Annotated in this window: 15 protein-coding genes and 2 tRNA genes; 5 read left to right on the top strand and 12 right to left on the bottom strand. The window is 55.6% G+C overall.

Translation table 11 applies throughout. The features are described from left to right. Window positions 1-44 precede the first annotated feature (44 nt). Window positions 45-674, top strand: coding sequence for a YdcF family protein (locus JAO32_RS06150; protein ID WP_334238549.1), 630 nt, complete (start codon window positions 45-47; stop codon window positions 672-674). 71 nt (window positions 675-745) lie between these two features. Here the strand turns inward: JAO32_RS06150 and JAO32_RS06145 are convergent, their stop codons facing one another. From JAO32_RS06145 to JAO32_RS06130, 4 genes are all read right to left on the bottom strand, one after another. Next, window positions 746-1,372, bottom strand: coding sequence for an MBL fold metallo-hydrolase (locus JAO32_RS06145; protein WP_334238547.1), 627 nt, complete (start codon window positions 1,370-1,372; stop codon window positions 746-748). Window positions 1,373-1,443: 71 nt separating this feature from the next. Next, a complete protein-coding gene (gene secG / locus JAO32_RS06140) occupies window positions 1,444-1,740 on the bottom strand; it encodes a preprotein translocase subunit SecG (RefSeq protein ID WP_334238545.1) in 297 nt (98 codons plus the stop codon). 47 nt (window positions 1,741-1,787) lie between these two features. Further along, a tRNA-Leu gene (locus tag JAO32_RS06135) sits at window positions 1,788-1,872 on the bottom strand. 72 nt (window positions 1,873-1,944) lie between these two features. After that, window positions 1,945-2,676, bottom strand: coding sequence for an HAD family hydrolase (locus JAO32_RS06130; protein ID WP_334238543.1), 732 nt, complete (start codon window positions 2,674-2,676; stop codon window positions 1,945-1,947). 181 nt (window positions 2,677-2,857) lie between these two features. On the opposite strand from JAO32_RS06130, the gene JAO32_RS06125 reads away from it, so the two are divergent. After that, complete coding sequence (locus JAO32_RS06125; protein WP_334238541.1) at window positions 2,858-5,743, top strand: protein kinase domain-containing protein; 2,886 nt, start codon at window positions 2,858-2,860, stop codon at window positions 5,741-5,743. Here the strand turns inward: JAO32_RS06125 and JAO32_RS06120 are convergent. Further along, window positions 5,740-6,984, bottom strand: coding sequence for an FG-GAP repeat domain-containing protein (locus JAO32_RS06120; RefSeq protein ID WP_334238540.1), 1,245 nt, complete (start codon window positions 6,982-6,984; stop codon window positions 5,740-5,742). The two genes, JAO32_RS06125 and JAO32_RS06120, sit on opposite strands and share 4 nt — an antisense overlap. Window positions 6,985-7,112: 128 nt before the next feature. Here JAO32_RS06120 and JAO32_RS06115 point away from each other — a divergent pair. Next, window positions 7,113-7,200, top strand: a tRNA-Ser gene (locus JAO32_RS06115). A 339-nt stretch (window positions 7,201-7,539) separates the two neighbouring features. Here the strand turns inward: JAO32_RS06115 and JAO32_RS06110 are convergent. The 4 genes from JAO32_RS06110 to JAO32_RS06095 form a co-directional block, all read right to left on the bottom strand. Then, window positions 7,540-10,638: an efflux RND transporter permease subunit gene (locus JAO32_RS06110; RefSeq protein ID WP_334238538.1), complete on the bottom strand. Its 3,099-nt coding sequence runs from the start codon at window positions 10,636-10,638 to the stop codon at window positions 7,540-7,542. A gap of 5 nt (window positions 10,639-10,643) precedes the next feature. Beyond that, window positions 10,644-11,723 (bottom strand): efflux RND transporter periplasmic adaptor subunit, encoded by a 1,080-nt coding sequence (locus tag JAO32_RS06105; protein WP_334238537.1) that lies wholly within the window; start codon window positions 11,721-11,723, stop codon window positions 10,644-10,646. Next, window positions 11,720-12,976 (bottom strand): TolC family protein, encoded by a 1,257-nt coding sequence (locus JAO32_RS06100; RefSeq protein ID WP_334238535.1) that lies wholly within the window; start codon window positions 12,974-12,976, stop codon window positions 11,720-11,722. Before JAO32_RS06100 ends, JAO32_RS06105 begins: the two co-directional genes overlap by 4 nt. A 78-nt stretch (window positions 12,977-13,054) precedes the next feature. Then, window positions 13,055-13,393: a hypothetical protein gene (locus JAO32_RS06095; RefSeq protein WP_334238533.1), complete on the bottom strand. Its 339-nt coding sequence runs from the start codon at window positions 13,391-13,393 to the stop codon at window positions 13,055-13,057. A 350-nt stretch (window positions 13,394-13,743) separates the two neighbouring features. On the opposite strand from JAO32_RS06095, the gene JAO32_RS06090 reads away from it, so the two are divergent. Together JAO32_RS06090 and JAO32_RS06085 are read left to right on the top strand one after the other, a co-directional pair. Next, window positions 13,744-15,306: a hypothetical protein gene (locus JAO32_RS06090; RefSeq protein ID WP_334238531.1), complete on the top strand. Its 1,563-nt coding sequence runs from the start codon at window positions 13,744-13,746 to the stop codon at window positions 15,304-15,306. Window positions 15,307-15,465: 159 nt separating this feature from the next. After that, window positions 15,466-16,626: a glycosyltransferase family 4 protein gene (locus JAO32_RS06085; protein ID WP_334238529.1), complete on the top strand. Its 1,161-nt coding sequence runs from the start codon at window positions 15,466-15,468 to the stop codon at window positions 16,624-16,626. Here the strand turns inward: JAO32_RS06085 and thiS are convergent. Genes thiS through thiD form a run of 3 tightly spaced genes read right to left on the bottom strand, consistent with a single transcriptional unit; the run spans window position 16,623 to window position 18,068 of the window. Continuing rightward, the gene (gene thiS, locus JAO32_RS06080; RefSeq protein ID WP_334238527.1) at window positions 16,623-16,850 is read right to left on the bottom strand and encodes a sulfur carrier protein ThiS; all 228 of its coding nucleotides are present in this window, start codon (window positions 16,848-16,850) and stop codon (window positions 16,623-16,625) included. The genes JAO32_RS06085 and thiS overlap by 4 nt on opposite strands. A gap of 28 nt (window positions 16,851-16,878) precedes the next feature. Continuing rightward, on the bottom strand, window positions 16,879-17,220 hold the full coding sequence (locus JAO32_RS06075) for a hypothetical protein (protein WP_334238525.1): 342 nt from the start codon (window positions 17,218-17,220) through the stop codon (window positions 16,879-16,881). A 32-nt stretch (window positions 17,221-17,252) separates the two neighbouring features. Next, entirely contained in the window at window positions 17,253-18,068 is an 816-nt protein-coding gene (thiD, locus tag JAO32_RS06070; RefSeq protein ID WP_334238523.1) for a bifunctional hydroxymethylpyrimidine kinase/phosphomethylpyrimidine kinase, read from the bottom strand. Between the last annotated feature and the right edge of the window lie 24 nt (window positions 18,069-18,092).

The following is an 18,092-nucleotide window of genomic DNA, read 5'->3' as shown; positions in this document are numbered from 1 at the left end:
AAAGAAAGACAACAGAGAATGGCGGCGCATGCTAGGGTTGGCCTATGCGCCGCCTTTCTCTTTGGCTTTTGGGCATTGTTGTCTGTGCCGCTCTTCTATATGTTCTTATTCCGATCGTTTCTTACGAAACGATCTCCGGCCACAATACCAACGCAACTCACTTCGACACACTGATTGTGCTCGGGCATCCCGCGCAGGCCGATGGCTCGCCTGATCCGGAGATGCGAGAACGGGTGGAAGAAGCTGTCCGAGAGTATCGCGCAGGCGTAGCTCCCAACATCATCATGAGCGGTGGTCCGGCCCACAATCACTTCGTCGAAGCGAAGGTGATGGCGGATCTCGCAGAGCGCGAGGGTGTCCCTGCGACTGCTGTGATTGCCGAAGACAAGGCACAGGACACGATCCAGAACATCTGGTACAGCCGCGGGATCATGCAGCAGAAGGGATGGACTTCGGCTGAGGTAATCAGTTCCGCTTACCATCTACCGCGAACGGACCTTATCCTTCAGCGTTACAACGGCCCGTTGGCGTTCTCGTGGCGTACGCATGCGTCGCTTTGGCCGCCGGATTACCCATGGCAGAAACGCATCCAGTACCGTTGGCATGAGGCTCTCGGAACGGTGAAGCTTCGTCTCTATGGTTTTGGCCACCGCAAGTTTTTACCGGAAGCATGAGGAATCACGTTAGTAAACAACCGTGCCTCTACCTCAGGCCCCACTTACACAAATCAAGATAAGTTACTGATTTAGCGAAGGAAAGGGTTTCGCTGAATTTCGTGCTCGATGGTTGTATCCGAACCATGGCCAGCGATAACATGAGTCGCCTCCGGAAGAGGAAGCAGCTTTTCACGGATGGAAGCAATGATCCGCTTCTCATCTCCTCCGGGTAGATCCGTGCGGCCGATGCCTTCGCGGAAGAGAGTATCGCCCGCCAGCAGCAGGTTGCTCTGCGGAAAGTAGAGGGAAATGCTGCCCTCCGTATGCCCGGGTGTATGAAGAATTTCTCCGGTTTCGGAGCCGACGTGGAGCTTCATTCCTTCCACCGCTTCGATGTCAGGTGGAGCTGTTTTGGGCAAGGGGACGCCCATCCATGCAGCCTGCTGCTCCATCCAGGAAAGCTGGAAGATGTCCGCGGGATGGAAGACCACCGGCGCTCCGGTTTGCTCTGACAGCAGCTTTGCTCCCGCAATGTGATCCAGATGCCCGTGTGTGACAACGATCTGCCTCAGCCTAAGATTGCGGGCGGTGAGGAAGCCGACGATACGCAGGATGTCTGAGCCCGGGTCAACGACCGTAGCATCGGACGTTGCTGAGTCGAAAAGGATGGAGCAGTTGCAGCCAAGCGGTGCGACGGGGAAGGTTTCGCGCTGCATGAAGTCCTCCTAAGCAATGAGAAAAGGGTGCAGGCAGCGCCCACACCCTTTCAAAATCGAATGTCCTGAGATTACTTCTTCGTCGTGGTCTGCTGTGTCTTGATGCCGGAGAGCACCGAGCGATCGTTCGAGCGCGACATGAGAATCGTCAGGCTGATGGAGGTGAGCATAAACAGAACCGCGGACCAGGTAGTGAGGCGAGTGAGCAGGTTTGCTGCGCCGCGTGGACCAAAAGCGGTCTGAGATCCTGCTCCGCCAAAGGCTCCTGCGAGATCAGCACTCTTGCCTTGCTGAATGAGGACAACACCAATGAGGAACAGGCAAACGATCACATGAAGAACGATGAGAAATGCTACGAGGAAAGTCATCAGGTGTCTGTTGCCGTTCTGGCGGTTCTTTCTAGAAAAGTGTGGAGTGGTGCGGAAGACGGGACTTGAACCCGTATGGAATTACCCGCTAGCACCTCAAGCTAGTGCGTCTGCCAATTTCGCCACCTCCGCATCGGTTACACAAGACTTACTGTGCGTCCGGCGTGTGCGCCATCCAGAACGAAGTATAGCAGAGAAATGGCTTCACCCAAAATGGTGCAAAAGCTCGCGAAAGTTCTCCAGATGCAAGAGGCGGCGTCCTGCCTTCGGGCTGCTAATGGGTTCGCGTTCCAGCACCCAGGTGCTGGGGTGCGGTAGGTACACAGCGTGCATGCCAGCAGCAAGTGCAGGGTTGGTATCGCTGCGTGGACTGTTGCCAATCATCCAGGAATGGGCGGGGTCACAATCGTAACGGTGTAACAGAGTTTCATAGGCTGCGGTGTGCTTTTCATGCAGCACTTCTACGTGATGAAAGTGATCGGCCAGGCCGGAACGTGACAGCTTGCCGTGCTGCTCCTCGTGGTCGCCTTTGGTAACCAGGATGACAGTATGTTTTTGCGAAAGGAGTGGGAGCGTTTCCTGTACGCCGTCCAGCAGAGTGAGGTCTGCAGAACGAATGCTCTCTGCGCAATGCGCAAGCTGCGTCTCAATGTCCACGGTGCATGCGCATCCAGTGAGATGTTCATAGCTGGCCAGCAGAGAGTGATGGAAGGCGCGTGTGCCATAACCATGCGTGTGAACGCGAGACGCTTCCAGGGCGTCGAAGGCTGAACGTACTTCCGCGTCGTTCAGCTCTGCGTGGTCCACGATGCGAATGAACTGTTCGATGGCGCGTTCGAAGTAGATATTGTTCTCCCACAACGTGTCGTCCGCATCGATCATGAGGACCTGTGGCGTTGTTGAGGATATGCGAGCTGGGGCAGCGGAGTGGTTCATGAAGTGTCGTTTTCGCCTTGCACGCGCAGAATAACTTTGCGCGGAAATTGCATTTGCAGCAGGGTTTGCGGACGCTGTCTTCAGTATATGATTGGCCGGTGGGCTAGGGGATAAGTTGAGCGGAAGCTCCGGTTTCCGAGGTGCTTTTCCGATTCGCATTCCAAAGGGGAAAGGGAATCAGATGGAGGGTCACGGCCCACGGCAATACGGGCCCTACGTCGTACTTGAACAGATTGGTTCTGGCGGCATGGGTGCGGTGTACCGCGCTCGCGATCGCCGCTTGGAGCGAGACGTTGCCATCAAGGTGCTGCATCGGAACCTGGAGATGGCAGGAGCGCGCGAGCGCTTTCTGCGCGAGGCCCGCGCCGTCTCTTCTCTCAATCATCCGAACATCTCCACCATCTTCGACATCGGGGAACAGGACGGCGATCCGTACCTGGTGATGGAACTGCTACACGGTGAGTCGATCAAGGACCGATTACGCGATGGCGTGCCGGTGTCGGAAGAGGAACTTATTTCCATTGCCACGCAGGCTGCCCAGGCATTGGCAGCAGCGCATGCGAAGGGAATTGTCCACCGCGACATTAAGCCTGCAAATCTTTTCCTGGTGGATGGCCCTCAAGGCGAACCACAGCTCAAGGTGTTGGATTTCGGCCTGGCGAAGGTGGAGCATGACCGCATTCTGCTTGGGCCTTCTGGACTGACACGTACAGGCGCCACTGTTGGCACGGTGGAATATATGTCTCCTGAGCAGGCGCGAGGAGAAGATCTGGATCCGCGCTCAGACCTGTTCTCACTGGGTGCCGTGCTGTATGAACTGGCAACGGGTGATGTTCCGTTTCGCGGCGCAACCAGCGCTGTTGTGTTCGCAGAACTTCTGGGGTCTGATCCGATTCCGCCTCGCAAGGTCAACACGGAGTTGTCGCCGGGTATGGACTCGATCATCCGGCGTCTCCTGCAGAAAAAGCGAGAGAATCGCATTCCTTCCTCGAATGCTCTTTTAGAGGAATTACGAAAGCTGAAGGATCCTTCAGCTTCTTCTTCTCAGCGCAGCACTTCCAAGCTAACGTCGAAACCGTCTCACGCGAGTGCGACATCCTCAGCACGCGAATTTCATGAATCGGTTTCGCTATCCGACCCAATGGCCAGAAGCGTGCGCGGACATGCGCCGTCGGGAAGCCGACCGTCCGCTGTGCAACCAGTATCCAGGACTTCTATATCCCGAGATATCTCGCGGGAGCATGTACTCGGTTCCACCTCATCGCTTGAGCATGAGGTCGCAGGCGGAGGCATACGCTGGTGGATTCCGGCTACAGCAGTGGCAGTGGTTCTGGCAGCAGTGGGAGCTTTTCTGTTCCTTCGCCAGCGTGGTAGTGCGGTTGGTGGTCAGGGCGTGGTCAGTACGGGGTTGCAGATCACGCAGTTTGATAACAACACCGGCGACAACGTTCTACAGGATGTTCCTGCAGTTGCCATGCAGATTCTGCTACGCGAGATGCCATCGCTGCATGTGACGGGCTATGCACCTGCCTTGAATGCCACTGGGATAGATGCGCAGGATATGGCGCGGCGAAGCGGTGCAGATGCTTATCTGACCGGCAACGTTTCGCGCGATGGCAATAGCTATCACATTCATTCAGAGATACTGCGAACGTCTGACAACGGAAAGCTCGCCGCCGAGGATGTTGACGCGTCCTCGGCCGTGGAGATTCCAAACGCTCTAAGCCATCTTGCAGTAGCGTTGCGTACGCATCTTGGAGAAAGCCCTGAGCAGGCCTCTGCGAATACCGTTTCTCTAGCCAGTGAAGCGACGAACTCCCTGAATGCCTTGAGCCTGTATGCGCGAGGGATCGCCTATCTCCGCGTTGGACAGGAGACGAATGCAATTGATGAACTCACTCGCGCGCTGACGGACGATCCCGCCTTTGTGCCAGCACGGCTTGAGTTGGTGGAAGCACTGCGGGAGTCTGGAGCGGAGACAGAGCGTTTGCGTGCCGCGGCCGCGTTGAAAGTCGCAGCAAGTAAGGGAAGTCCATGCCAACAGAGCCGTATTGCATACGAGATAACAGACACCATCACCGCAGCGATGAGTTCGGCGCAATCCTGGCAAAATCTGTGTAGTCTGCAGCCGGAAGCGCAGGTAGCGATGGTGCGTTCGCTTCTGGCTGCAGGGCGAACGGCAGAGGCCGAAAGCACGGGAGCGCGTGCCATGGAACTCGATCCTGCCGGACGCATCGCCGTATCGGTAGCTACAGAAGCGATGATTGCGCAGGCCCACTACGAGTCAGCTCAGAAAGAGCAGGGCAGAGCGGCAAGTTCCAACGCCGCTTCGCCGGGACTGGCATTACTTGCCGCGTACTTGAGAGACGATCGCGCAGCGGAAACGCAATGGGCTACAACAGCGGCGGCGTCCAATTCGTTTAGCGACAACTGGTATTACCTGACGTATCTGGGGGACCGCGGACGCTTGGCAGAGGCACATAGTTTTGGCACTGCAGCGTTTACACGTTTGAGCGCACAGCCGCAGATCGCCTCATCCGCATCGCTCTTGCGCGCCCGCCTTGAGGCGATGGAAGCAATGGCGGGACATTGCCATAGCGAACCGGTTTCTGTCGCCGATGCGGGTGATGCAACCAAGTTTTATGCAGGTCTTGCGCAGGCATGGTGCAAACATTCCGCAGGAGACAATGCCCCTACTGACCCCACACAACGCACGTTGATTCGAGCAGCACTGTTGTGGAGTACTGGAGATGCGCAGGGCGCGTTGAACCTGTTGCAGGAAGATAAGACAAGTGCCCAATCCACTGTGGCTACGCTGCTTCGTGGCGAATCGCATTTGAAACTTGGCCAACAGGTACTGGCTATTGGCGATTTCAAGGCTGCACTTACGCGGCGCGGCGAAGCTTTACTGACGGGAACACTCACGTATCCCGTAGCACAGGCCGGACTGGCAACTGCTTATCGCACGATGGGTGACGATCCCAATGCGAGTCGTGCCGAAGATGATTTGAAGAAGCTTTGGCAGGATGCCGATCCATCCGAGCCGTTGCTTCGCGGATCGAACTAACGGCGTCCGCCCTTCGTAGGTGACTTTGTCAGATTCTCCGCAAGGAACAAACCAGATTTGTTTGCGCTGACCACATCGATATCGCCGTCGCCATCCATGTCCACTGCAACTGTTTGAACGCCGCCGCCCATGCGGCCGCCGTAATCCACGATGTGGCGAACCCACTCCACACCACCGTTCTGTGCCGTCGCAGGAGACACCTTTCGCCATTCATACCAGTAGAGCCCAACAGGCTCACGCTCACCTGGGTCGCCGCCGTTGTGTGCGAAGTAGCGCTTGCCGATCACGAGGTCTGGCTGCCCGTCCCCGTTCATGTCGACGAGCTGCGATGCATGCGCTTGAGACCATGAACTATCGATTACGTGCTGCACCCAGTGGCCTTCCGCAGTCTGCTCGTACCAGGCCACGCCATAGTCATGCGCCATGCCGGTCAACAAATCTTTGCGGCCATCGCCATTGATGTCCAAAAGGTACATGTAGCCAAATTGCGCCCCGGCGCGTTGTGCTGCTGCGGAAAGTTTCACTTCATCAGTAGGCGTTCCCGAAGGCGGAATGTATTTCCATCCCCAATCCGTGGGGTGAAACTTCCAGTAACCTTCCGCCCGAACATCTGCCGGTGCTTCCAGCCAGCCCTTGGGCGTGAGGATGTCATTACGACCATCGCCGTTCATATCGCCAACACCAATACCGTGCCCATAGCTCTGCGGCGCGACAACATGTTTGATCCATTTGCCATCACGGTGTTCAAACCATGCGGCGGGCACATTTGGGCGATCGAACTCGGGGAGTAGCTCATTGGCTTTTCCGTCGTTATCCAGATCAACCAGGAAGGCGAATTCCGTGGGACCGCTGTTGTCGATCTCACTTACTTTCCACTCGCCACCCGTCTTGCCGGGGTTCTTCAACCACACGATGTTGTGCGCGAAATAGCTGAACTGAATGATGTCAGTCCATCCATCGCCGTCCACGTCCATCGCAAGGTCGGCAAAGTTGTCGATGTAGCCGCTGGAGTAGTTAATGGAGCGCAGAGGGTGCTTGGTCCATCCGGGCGCTTCAAACCAGTGTTCTCCCGACACAATGTCCAGCTTGCCATCACGATTGATGTCTGCAACGGTCACAGTTTCCCCGTAACCGGGATCAATCATCTGCACGCGAAAGGCGATATCCGCAGGACGGCTGGCGCCCAACAAGGCAATGAGCGAAACGATTGCAGCAAGGGAAGTGGAAGCTGGCCAGCGCATGAACTGAGTGCCTTCGATTCGTAAGAATGCAATGCGCGGCCATTCTAACGGTTACGACGCGGAACTTGTAAGCATGTGGCGATGGGCAAGCGGCGACAGGCCTCAGCGTGTTACGATAGCCAAGAAGCGGAGAGATGGCCGAGTGGCTTAAGGCGCACGCTTGGAAAGCGTGTATACCGCAAGGTATCCAGGGTTCGAATCCCTGTCTCTCCGCCACTCATTCCGAAAGCCCTGAAAATCAGCCAAAAGGCGCGATTTTCGGGGCTTTCACTTTCTCCACGACAACAACGGTTGGAACTGTTTGCCCTTGGCCCAAATGCTAAGGCGTGTATGCTTTTTTCTGCAACTGCAATGATGCCGTCGCGCACAGCGCAATCTGACCCGATTGTGGGTGATTCGTCTGCGTGTATTAACCAGGCAGCTAGCAGTCTAGTGTAGTTTGTCTTCGCATACTGAACGCGAAGCCATTCGGGATATTTGAAGGAGAAATCGTGTCGGGAATGCTGAAACGTTCGCCCGGTAGGAGTGGTTTCTCTCCTACCGGGGCAGAGAAGACTAGACAGTCTCTTCTTCGAAGTTCTTTGGTACCTTTCGCGCCATGAGCGGCGTAAGGCACAGGATGGAAAATACGGTGGTGATCATGCCGCCCACCACCACTCGTGCCAACGGTTGCTGTGCCTGTGCGCCGATGCCGTTGCTGATAGCAGCGGGCAACAGGCCGAGGCCTGCTGACATACATGCCATCAAAACAGGACGCATCTCATCCAGCGAACCTTCGCGAAGGCCATGACGCGCTCCGTGACGTTTCTGTGCTCGCCGGATGCCGGATAGAAACACCACCGCACCCAGCGTCGCTACGCCCGTCAGTGATGTGAAACCGACCGCTGCCGAGATGGAGAACGCCGTGTGAGTGATAAGCAACGCAAGGATGCCACCGATAGCTGCGAAGGGAAGCGTTGCCAATACGATCAACGCGTCGAGCCATGTATTGAACTGCGTATACAGAAGGATCAGAATGGCCAACAGGCTGATCGGAATGATCACTGACAGGCGCTTCTGTTCTTTCTTCAACGAGTCAAACTCACCAGCCCAGGCATAGGTATAGCCGTTGGGTAGCTGAATCTTTTGTTTCAACTGCGCTTGCAGATCGGTAATCGTCGCAGCAAGATCGCGTCCGCGAACGCTGAACTTGATGGGAATGTAACGACGGCCCGCTTCACGGAAGATCTGGAAGCTACCCTGCCGCACACCGATGTCTGCAACTTCGCTAAGCGGTACTGAAGATCCATCACCGGCAGGCAGAAGGATCTTGCCGACCGCATCAGGATCATCGCGATAGCTCTTGGGATAACGAACGGTAATATCGAAGCGACGATCACCTTCAATCAATTGCGTGATTGCTGCGCCACCCACAGCCGCCTGAATGGCTGCATTCACATCCGCAGGAGCGATGTTGTAACGCGCAGCTTTCGCACGATCCACACGAATGACCAGTGACGGCTGACCATCGACTTTGAAGATGCCGACGTCTTGCACGCCCTGTACCTTCTCCATCACGTTTTGTACCGCAACAGCCTGTTTCGAAAGCTCGTCGAGATCATCACCGAAGATCTTCAGTGAGTTCTCGCCCTTGACGCCAGACATCGCTTCTTCCACGTTGTCCTGAATCTGCTGCGAGAAGCCGAACACAACACCTGGATATTTGCTGAGTTGGTGTTGCATCTGTTCAATCAGCTTTTCCTTACTGCCGTGTACCGAGGCAGGCCAGGTGCTTTCGTCGTTCAGGTCAACCAGGAATTCCAGATTGTTAAAGGTGGTAACGTCGGTACCATCGTTCGGACGGCCAAGCTGTGAAACCACTTGTTTTACTTCCGGGAAGCGTAGGAAGTCTTCACGCAGGCTATCGACCGTGGTGGATGCTACTTCGAAAGAGACATCCTGCGGTAGTGTTGCGCGCACCCACAGATTGCCTTCTTCGAGTGGAGGCATAAATTCGCCGCCGACCCCATAGATGAAGATGAAGCCAGAGATGATCAGAGCAATGACGGCAAAGCCCCATACGAACTTGGAACGCCGCATCGTCAACGTGAAGATCCGGTTGTAATGATGACGGAAGAAGTTAGAGAGCCATGTGCCTTCGCCGGCGTGTGCATCGTCCACTTCCGGGCGAGCTGGTGGCGGCCCTTTAGGCGCCAGCACCATTGCAAGTACTGGAGCAAAGACCAGGCCGAATAGCAACGCGCCAATCAACGCAAAGCCGTACGTCACAGACATAGGTGCGAAGATCTTGCCCGGTACACCTTCCATGGTGAACAGCGGAATAAACGCCACCAGGATGATGACGGTGGAGAAGAGCACCGGACGCGATGCTTCCTGCACACCCTCGATGATGAGGGTGGCAAGATCGTCTTCCGGCAACCTACGTGACAGTTTGCGATGAATGTTTTCCAGCACCACGATGGAAGCGTCGACAAGAATACCGAAGTCAATCGCGCCAATGGAGATGAGGTTTGCGGAATGGCCGGTCATGGCCATCATGGAAAACGCGAACAAGACCGCGAAGGGAATGGTTGCTGCGGCGATGACAGTCGTACGTACATCGCCGAGCATAAACAGCAGGATCAACGTTACCAATACGAGGCCGGTGATGATGACGTGCTTCACCGTGTGTTCGGTGCGGTCAATCAGGTTCGTTCGATCGCTGATGGTGTCGATGTGCATGCCCGGTGGCAGCAGGCCATGATTCAAGTCGTGAATCTTGACCTTAAGTGCTTCCAGCGCGGGAATCGACTCTTCGTTCTTGTTGAGCAGAACGATGCCTTCCACGGCATCTGGGTCATGGTTGCGACCAATCTTACCCATACGCTGCTGCGAACCAATCTTCACATCCGCAACATCGCCAACGAGGACAGGCACCCCACGATTGCTGGCGACGACGACCTGCTTGATATCGTCCACCGTATGCAACTGACCAACAGCGCGAACATTGACGCTCTGTTCGCCTAGCGAGATATAGTTACCACCCGCGTTGGCATTGGAGTTCTGCACGGCAGCAGTGACCTGCGGCAACGTAACACCGTGCGCCAGTAGTTTCTGCGGATCGGCTTCGATCTGGTACTGCTTCACATCGCCACCGAAGGTCGTGACGTCGATGATGCCGGGAACCTGCTTCATTTCACGCGTCACAAGCCAATCCTGCGTGGCTGTGAGGTCGTTCAATGTGTAAGGCCCGGTGAGCTGATAGCGGTAGATTTCACCGATGGGCGACCACGGTGAGAGTTGCGGCTCCAGATTATTCGGAAGCTGCAATAGTTGCAGACGGTCAAGCACTTCCTGCTTGTCGTGGAAATAATCGCTATCAAAGGTGAAGTACAACTTCACATCGGACAGACCAAAGATAGAGATAGAGCGGATGCCGTTGAGATGCTGCACGCCGTACAGCGCCGTTTCAACGGGTGCTGTAACCTGCTGCTCCATCTCTTCGGCAGACCATGCGGGATTCTGCGTGATGATTTCGACGAGTGGCGGCGAGGGATCGGGATACGCCTCAACGTCGAGCTGCATGGCGCCGAAGGTTCCTGCGACCAGCATGCATGCCAGCACAATCAGAACCAGCGCACGCATGCGCAGAAGAATGCGGATGAGAGCAGACATCGCCGTTAGTCTCCTGTCGCCGGTGCGCGCAAGAAGCTGGCGCCCGTCTTCACGATGGTTTCGCCGCCCTGCAGACCGCTGAGAATCTCAACGTCATCGCCGTGTGCAGCGCCAACCTTCACCTGCCGCAGATTGAACTTTCCATCTGCGCCCTTCACATACACGCCGGTGCTTTCACCATCGTGAATCACTGCGGTGCTCGGCACCAGAACTGCGTTCTGTGCAGGACGAGCAATCTTCAGGCTGGCAAACATCGCAGGCTTCAAACGATGACCGGGGTTCGGCAGCACAACGCGCGCACGCAGCGTGTGCGTTGTGGGATCGAAGGTATCGCCTACGTTAGCAACCCTGCCATGGAATATTTCATTGGGATAAGCCTGTACAGTAACGTCAACATTCTCTGATTGCTTGAGCAACGCAATGTCGCGCTCGAACACTTCGCCGACGATCCAAACAGAATCGAGATTCGCGATGGTGACAATGCCGTTCGTTGCGTTGTCCACGGACTTCTGCAACTCACCATTTGCTGTACCAACATCAATCACAGTGCCGGAGATGGGCGATGTGATGGGCGCAACATCAGACGTACCGTTCTCGCTAAAGCCAAGCTCGTGCAGGCGCTGACGTGTGCGCTCCAATTCAGCATGACCGGAAGCCGCTGTAGCTTGCAGCTCAAGATATGCAGCTTGCGAAAGCACTTCATGGTCCAGCAAAATTTTGCCACGTGCCAATGCGCGATCCGCGCGATCAGCCTCTGTCTTTGCTTTCTCAAAATCAGAACGAGCCGAAGCAACATCGCCACTCTGCAACAATGCTACAACCTGTCCCTTGCGAATTTCCTGACCAGCAACGACCTTCATCTCCACGATGCGGCCGGTAAGCGGGGGATAGATGTGCACCGTCTGCGTGGGGTTCGCTTCAATGTGCGCAGGCACAGAAAGGGAATCGTTCAACGTGGTCGCATGCGCCGTTGTCGTCACGATGTTCGAAGGAGGCAGATCTGCCTCCGCAGTTTCTTTCTTCTTGCAGCCGGTCGCCATCAATGTGGCAGACAACAGCAGGGCGACGCTTCGCGTCCTCATCATGGATTCACCTCGGTCGCCGTAGCGTATGAGAGCTGGTGCAGCGCGTTCTGCGCGTTGGCCTGCGCATTCAGCGCGGCAAGATTTGTCTGACGGTAGTCCTGCAATGCGGACAGGTAGTCCAGCAATGTGGCGTTCCCGTTGCGATAAGCAAATTGAATGTTGTCCCGGACGTGTGCGGCTTCTGCCAGATACTTCTGCTGATAGCGCGCATTCTGCTGCAGGGCCGCCTGATACGCGGCATAGGATTGATCCACGTCGCTGATGACCTGATTGCGAGCCTGCTGCAGTAACAACCGACTCGAGTCAGCTTCGCGCCGTGTGCGTTCCTTTTCGCCCTGATTGCGATCGAAGATACGCAATGGGATTTGCAGGTTTGCGCCTACAGTGTTTGCAGTGCCGCTGCGTTCATACTCCACGCCGAACTGCGGATCGGTCTTTCCCATCGCATCGGCAAGATGAATTGCGGCTTCATTCGCATTCACCTGACGCTGCGCTGCTACAAGGTCCGGCCGTGCGGCCAAAGCTGCATTTTCGAGTTGCTGTAAGGAACTTCCCAGCGCGGGAAGATCAAGCGAACCACTGATGTCAAAGGTCGACAGCACCGAAGGCTCACCCAGCAGTACCTGCAACTGTTCGCTGGCCTGCGTCAGGTTCAACTGCGCATTGGTCTGATCATTTTCAAACCCTGCAAGCTGCAGCTCCACCCGCTCAAAGTCCGTACGGTCAACATCACCGGCATCCAGACGAACCTTCATCAGGTCCACAGTCTTGTGATAGTCGGCGAGATTATCGTTCGCAATCGTAAGCGCCAGCTTGGCTTGCAGCATTCCAGTGAATGCCTGCTTTACCGCCAGGTCAAGACTGCGCCGCTGGTCGTCTACCTGCGCTGAAGCAACGCCGGTGTTAGCCTTTGCCGCCGCAATCCGAAGCGAACGCTTGCCACCCACTTCGAAGGTGCGTTGCACGCCAACACCATAAAACGGAGGCCCATTGGAGTCGCTGTTGGCCAGGCTCATCTGTGTACCTTCGGCCACCAGGTTTGGATTCAGCCGCAGCCCTGCGGTGATCTCATTCGCCTGAATGGCCGACAGATGTGCCTGAGCGCCCAGCAGGCCGGGGCTATGCAACCGTGCATACTCCACTGCCTGTTGCAGTGTGAGGGGCTGTGGCGGCACGGGGGGAGAGGCTGCCGCCTGTGCAAACACTACGGGCTGTAGCAAAACCAGTCCCGCAGACAGCAAGATTCGCTTCATACGTATGTCGATTCCTCCGCGTTCAATCGATTGCGGATACTTTGTCACTCTGGGATGTAAATGAAAATAAAGATACTGCTAGGCAGCGCAGCCAAACGGCGGCGGTCGCGGCGACTGTGGCCGAACGGCAACCAACTCGTATATCTTCCATGTCTGGCGTCTGCGCGAAAGCGATTCCATCCTTCGCATGACAGCGCCAAACAACATGGCCAAAAGCAGAAAGGGAAGGAGTGCTACAGCGATAGCAGGTCCGTCCTGACGCGATCCAGGAAAGACGCTTCCATTTGCCTGCTGCCAGGACGTCTCTGCGGCCATCTTGGCACGCTGGAGATCGTCAGTCATGGAGACGGCAGGAAACAACACGACGGCGAGGAGGCCAACCACCCCCAGCGCTACAGGAAGCGAACAGCGCAACATTCCTCGGCGGCTGCACACAACCGTACTTGCGAACAAAACGCTCACAACGGTCAGCCACAGCAGATTGAGTAGATGTTCCACTATGCGAATGATATCCGAGGAGGCACAAGCCCGTACGGGATTTCTCCTGTAATGGCACCTCTGCGGTGACATACGTTCCAATAGCGCCCCAGGTTTCACGGACAGGTTTCGGGGTAGGGACGTGCATCGACGCATGTGAATCGGCGGGATACCATGGAGTCACATGTTCATTGCATTAGTTTGCACCCCTAAGGTACCCACTCCACTCTAGAGATGGAAGTGGCCTTGTCTTTCAGTGGCCGGGATGTGCCTCACTACACGGGCTTAACATGAATATTTACAGCACGGTATCGACCAGGGTAGGCATGGAATCCGTCAGAAATAGTAATCAAACGATGGTGTCTAAGTGGGCGGACTTCAGTTTACCGATCGCCTTTGTGGTCTTCCTGGGAGTTTTGTCGTATGTACTCTCTCCTCGGCACATGATGTGGGGCGATGAGTTTCTGGCTTGGCACCTTCTGGCAGATGCTTCCTGGAAGCATGCCTATCATGAGTGGCTTAGCGGCGCAGATGGGGGAGGGATTTCCTACTACATTCTTGGGCGTGCGGTGATGGCACTCACGAACCGCAGTCCTCAGATCATGCGAGTCTATTCGGCAGTTTGCATGGGACTGGGCGGCTTGATTTGGTTTAGGATGCTCCGGCGCCATTACTCACTACTTGCTGTCACCTTAAGCGTCAGCCTCATATGGCTTTGCAATTGGACCTTCCTGGACGAGTCCTTCCAGGTTCGTTTCTATGGTCAGTTCGTTTTTGCATTTGCGCTCGCCGCGTATGGATTTGTGCAAGTTGAAGAAAAGGCATTAACCCCCAGAGCCGGGTTTCTGATCGCCTTCACATCAACAGCGTTTATGGTGCATACGCATATGCTAGGGCTGTGCTTTAGTGGAATTCTGCTTGCGTCTCTACTGTTTAGCGGTCAGACAGTGCAGACCAGAATTTGGCAGACTGTAGGCATTCTGCTGGGCTGGGTAACTCTGGCTCCATTTATTCAAGCAATCCGCTCCAGCGCTCATGGGCAACAGTGGATCCAGATGCCGACCGTACAGGATGTTGTGCGCCATTATTTGCATTCCTCGATATACCTGGGCTCCTCACTCCTTACGACAGACATAGCAGGTTTTGCTCTATTAACCTTCGTCTCTGTTGCTCTATGGATGCGGCACCGGCAGGGGCATTTGCTTGCTCGTGAATCTCAAGATCGGTATCTGGTAATCATCGCTCTTTTGGGGATGCTTAGCCCGTTGGGGCTTTATCTGGTCTCACATCTCGGTAAGCCTGTATTTGCTACCAGATACCTCATGCCACAACTTATGTCTCTTTGCGTACTCATCGCATTGGCGATCGACGTATTTCTGGCACGAGTATCACCGAAACTTCAAGTCGGTATCGGAGGACTTGCGTTCGCGCTGCTCGCAGTTATTCAGATTGCAACTTTGCACTCTGTTATCCGGGACGCTTTCCAGCCTCGTTCCGATTTGGACCCATTGCTTGCCATCGAAGGCGATAAACCCGTCGTGATCTTTAACGCCCCGCTGTGGGAACAGCTTTGGTTTTATGAAGGTTCCAAGGCTCATCGCTTTTTAATGTTTCACAGCCAAAGCCTATCGATTCCATTCGCGCCGGAATACGCCCCGATGACAGTGCTGGATGAAGATTTTCTAAACAACACACAAGACTTTCTATTCATCGATGACAAATTGTCAGATCTAATCTACCGGGACTTTGGAGAAACATTCTTGGGCGATCCCAAGTGGAAAGTAACGCCAAGAGGAACGGTCAATATGCGGGGTGAAATCGCCCCCATCTATGAAGTGAAAAAAGTCAGATAAGACTCCAAGATTCAGACTCAGGCCCCATGTCCGATAATGCATATTCTGTATAGTTGGCTTAAGGTTTCGCAAACTGGCATCGCTGCTCTTTAACCTTGCCCACAATAGCGGCTACATCATGCAGGCTCAGCCGCTCTGCTACCATCCGGCTAAGTCTTCATGCGAATTGTCCAAACAGTTTTTGGTGTCTTTCATCACTTCGATCTGGCACGTGAGCTTTATCGCCGAGGCCATCTGGAACGGATCTACTCCACCTGGCCTTGGCAACGGATTCAACGTGAAGGTATCCCAAAGGATAAGGTTCGGACCTTTCCGTGGGTTCATACACCGGAATTCCTGATGAAGCGCGCAGGCATTTTGCCGCGGCCCGTGGAAGATATTACCGGCTACGTGAATGCGCTCAGCTTCGACGAATACACGACGCGCACGTTGCCAGAATGCGATGCGCTGATTGGCATTTCAGGATCGTCATTGAAAGCTGGCCGACTGGTACAGCAGCGCGGTGGACGTTTCTTTTGCGACCGAGGATCGTCTCACCAGCGCTATCAGGAACAGATCGTCTCCAGCGAGTTTCGCCGCTGGGGCGTCCATGAACCCGTCAGCGACCCCCGCGACACGGCTCGCGAAGAAGAAATCTACGCCATGGCAGACGGCATCACGGTGCCATCCAGCTTCGCAGCACGGTCGTTTGTGGAGATGGGTGTGCCCGCTGCGAAGGTCCACACCATCCCCTATGGTGTTCGGTTGGAACGCTTTCAGCCTACAGGCGAACCACCGACAGACCGCCTGGAGATTCTCTTCGTAGGCAACATCGGCTTGCGCAAAGGCGTTCCCTACCTGCTGGAAGCATTTGCGCGACTACGTCACCCGAATAAGCGGCTGCGGATTGTCGGTGGCATGAGTCGTGAGTTTCCGTCTGTTCTCGAGCGCTTGCCGAAGGAACATGTCGAATTCACCGGCATCCTTCCTCAGCAGCAGGTCGCCGAGATGATGAGCCGCAGCCACCTGCTGGTTTTGCCCAGTATTGAAGAAGGTCTCGCTTTGGTTCAGGGACAGGCGTTGGCCTGTGGATGCCCTGTTCTGGCCACCACGAACACAGGCGGCGAAGACCTGTTTCACGATGAGGTGGAAGGATTTATCGTTCCCATCCGAGACGTGGATGCCCTCATCAACCGCATGGAACGGATTGCCCAGGATCCCGCATTGCAGCAACGACTACGCGCTGCGGGACTGGAGCGAGTGAAGCACATTGGCGGATGGGAAACCTATGGCGACCGCTGGGAGACGCTGTTACAAAACAGCCTCACTACAAAGCGTTAGCTACGGCCGCCACCAACGAAGTGAACCAACTCAATCCGGTCACCATTGAGCAGATGTGTCTCAGCCCATGCGGCGCGCGGCACAATGTCGCCATTGCGCTCCAGCGCGACGCGGTCCGCTCTGAATCCAAGCGATGTAATCAGTTCAGCGACTGTTGGCTGCTGGCCCAGTTCGGTGAGGTGACGTTCGCTCCCGTTGAGCGTGACAACAATCGGTTCCGACATGCTTTCAGCTTACCAAGCTGAGGTTCGCCTAGCGAGTGTGGCCGGGGGCGGAATGCAGACGGCGCATCAGTGTGCGCTGGAGTCGCTGTTGCCAGCTCATGACCTCTTCGCAATCGGCAAACACCGCACGCGAGCATGTCATGAGTGTGTGAACTGCTTCCGCGTCGGCTGGAGAATCCCATGTCTCGTACAGCCGCGAATCTACGAGGTATTCAATAGCATGGCTCAGAATTTCCAGCGCGCGTCCCTGCGCACGCGAGGGCCTACGACGTGTTGGCGAAGGACGCTGTGGCTGCTGTGATGGCAGCTTCGGTGCAAACTGGGGGCGCGGAAGCATCGGGGCGGCAAGAACATTGGCAGCGGTAGACATGTACCGCTCATCGGCGTTCCCAAGATGTCACATTAGCGCGATGAGTGTCGCAAGACAGGCCACAAAAGGTTCATGGGACCCCGTCCGCTACCGCGAGGTGTTGCTGTACGCATTGCCTCTGCAACAAATGCTTTTGCTTCTCGCGCCGCATCGACTACAGGCATGCTTTGCAACAAATGACACAGCATCGAAGAAGAAAACGCGCATCCGGTTCCGTGCGTGGCGTTCGTCGCGATGTGCTGTCCATGCAAGCGAGTCCATACGCCATCGGCAAATACAAGATCATCCGGTTTTTCTCGATCACCACCGGTCACCACGACAGCACATCCAAATCGCAGCGCAAGCTGTTCAGCGGCAGATTGAATGCCGGCGTCATCGTTGGATTGAGAATCTGCCAGGAGCGCGAGTTCGCCAACATTCGGCGTAACGACATCCACTAAAGGTAGAAGTTCGTCGCGAAGTTGTCGCAGCCCATCTGCATCCAGTAACGGCGCGCCTGAGGATGAGCGGATGACCGGGTCCAAAACAACGACAGGCCTCTTCCCTTCAAAACCACTGAGATAGCGAACAACCTCCGTAACCTGTTCCGCGCCACCTAACATGCCGATTTTGATGCCGTGTGGCGGCATGTCCTCGTGCAGTGTTTCGAGGGTTTCGCGCAACAATACCGCATCGACTGGCTGCACCTTTCGCACGCCCAGAGTCGATTGCACCGTAAGTGCACTGATAGCTGATATGCCGAAGACGCCATGCGCTGCAAACACCTGCAGGTCTGCGGTAATGCCTGCGCCAGACGACGGATCAAAACCCGCAATTGTGAGCGCTATCCAGTCTTCCCTGCCATCCATACCTTCAGCATAAGCCGCTACACT

Origin of the sequence: Terriglobus sp. ADX1, assembly GCF_036877645.1 — a bacterium.
Classification (GTDB): Bacteria; Acidobacteriota; Terriglobia; order Terriglobales; family Acidobacteriaceae; genus Terriglobus.
Note: the sequence above shows the minus strand (reverse complement) of the source record. Positions and strands in the feature narration are given on the sequence as shown.

Coding starts and splice junctions, on each gene's coding strand:
- JAO32_RS06150 (WP_334238549.1), top strand. CDS start 45: ATGCGCCGCCTTTCTCTTTGGCTTTTGGGCATTGTTGTCTGTGCCGCT.
- JAO32_RS06145 (WP_334238547.1), bottom strand. CDS start 1,372: ATGCAGCGCGAAACCTTCCCCGTCGCACCGCTTGGCTGCAACTGCTCC.
- secG (WP_334238545.1), bottom strand. CDS start 1,740: ATGACTTTCCTCGTAGCATTTCTCATCGTTCTTCATGTGATCGTTTGC.
- JAO32_RS06130 (WP_334238543.1), bottom strand. CDS start 2,676: ATGAACCACTCCGCTGCCCCAGCTCGCATATCCTCAACAACGCCACAG.
- JAO32_RS06125 (WP_334238541.1), top strand. CDS start 2,858: ATGGAGGGTCACGGCCCACGGCAATACGGGCCCTACGTCGTACTTGAA.
- JAO32_RS06120 (WP_334238540.1), bottom strand. CDS start 6,984: ATGCGCTGGCCAGCTTCCACTTCCCTTGCTGCAATCGTTTCGCTCATT.
- JAO32_RS06110 (WP_334238538.1), bottom strand. CDS start 10,638: ATGTCTGCTCTCATCCGCATTCTTCTGCGCATGCGTGCGCTGGTTCTG.
- JAO32_RS06105 (WP_334238537.1), bottom strand. CDS start 11,723: ATGATGAGGACGCGAAGCGTCGCCCTGCTGTTGTCTGCCACATTGATG.
- JAO32_RS06100 (WP_334238535.1), bottom strand. CDS start 12,976: ATGAAGCGAATCTTGCTGTCTGCGGGACTGGTTTTGCTACAGCCCGTA.
- JAO32_RS06095 (WP_334238533.1), bottom strand. CDS start 13,393: ATGTTGCGCTGTTCGCTTCCTGTAGCGCTGGGGGTGGTTGGCCTCCTC.
- JAO32_RS06090 (WP_334238531.1), top strand. CDS start 13,744: ATGAATATTTACAGCACGGTATCGACCAGGGTAGGCATGGAATCCGTC.
- JAO32_RS06085 (WP_334238529.1), top strand. CDS start 15,466: ATGCGAATTGTCCAAACAGTTTTTGGTGTCTTTCATCACTTCGATCTG.
- thiS (WP_334238527.1), bottom strand. CDS start 16,850: ATGTCGGAACCGATTGTTGTCACGCTCAACGGGAGCGAACGTCACCTC.
- JAO32_RS06075 (WP_334238525.1), bottom strand. CDS start 17,220: ATGTCTACCGCTGCCAATGTTCTTGCCGCCCCGATGCTTCCGCGCCCC.
- thiD (WP_334238523.1), bottom strand. CDS start 18,068: ATGGATGGCAGGGAAGACTGGATAGCGCTCACAATTGCGGGTTTTGAT.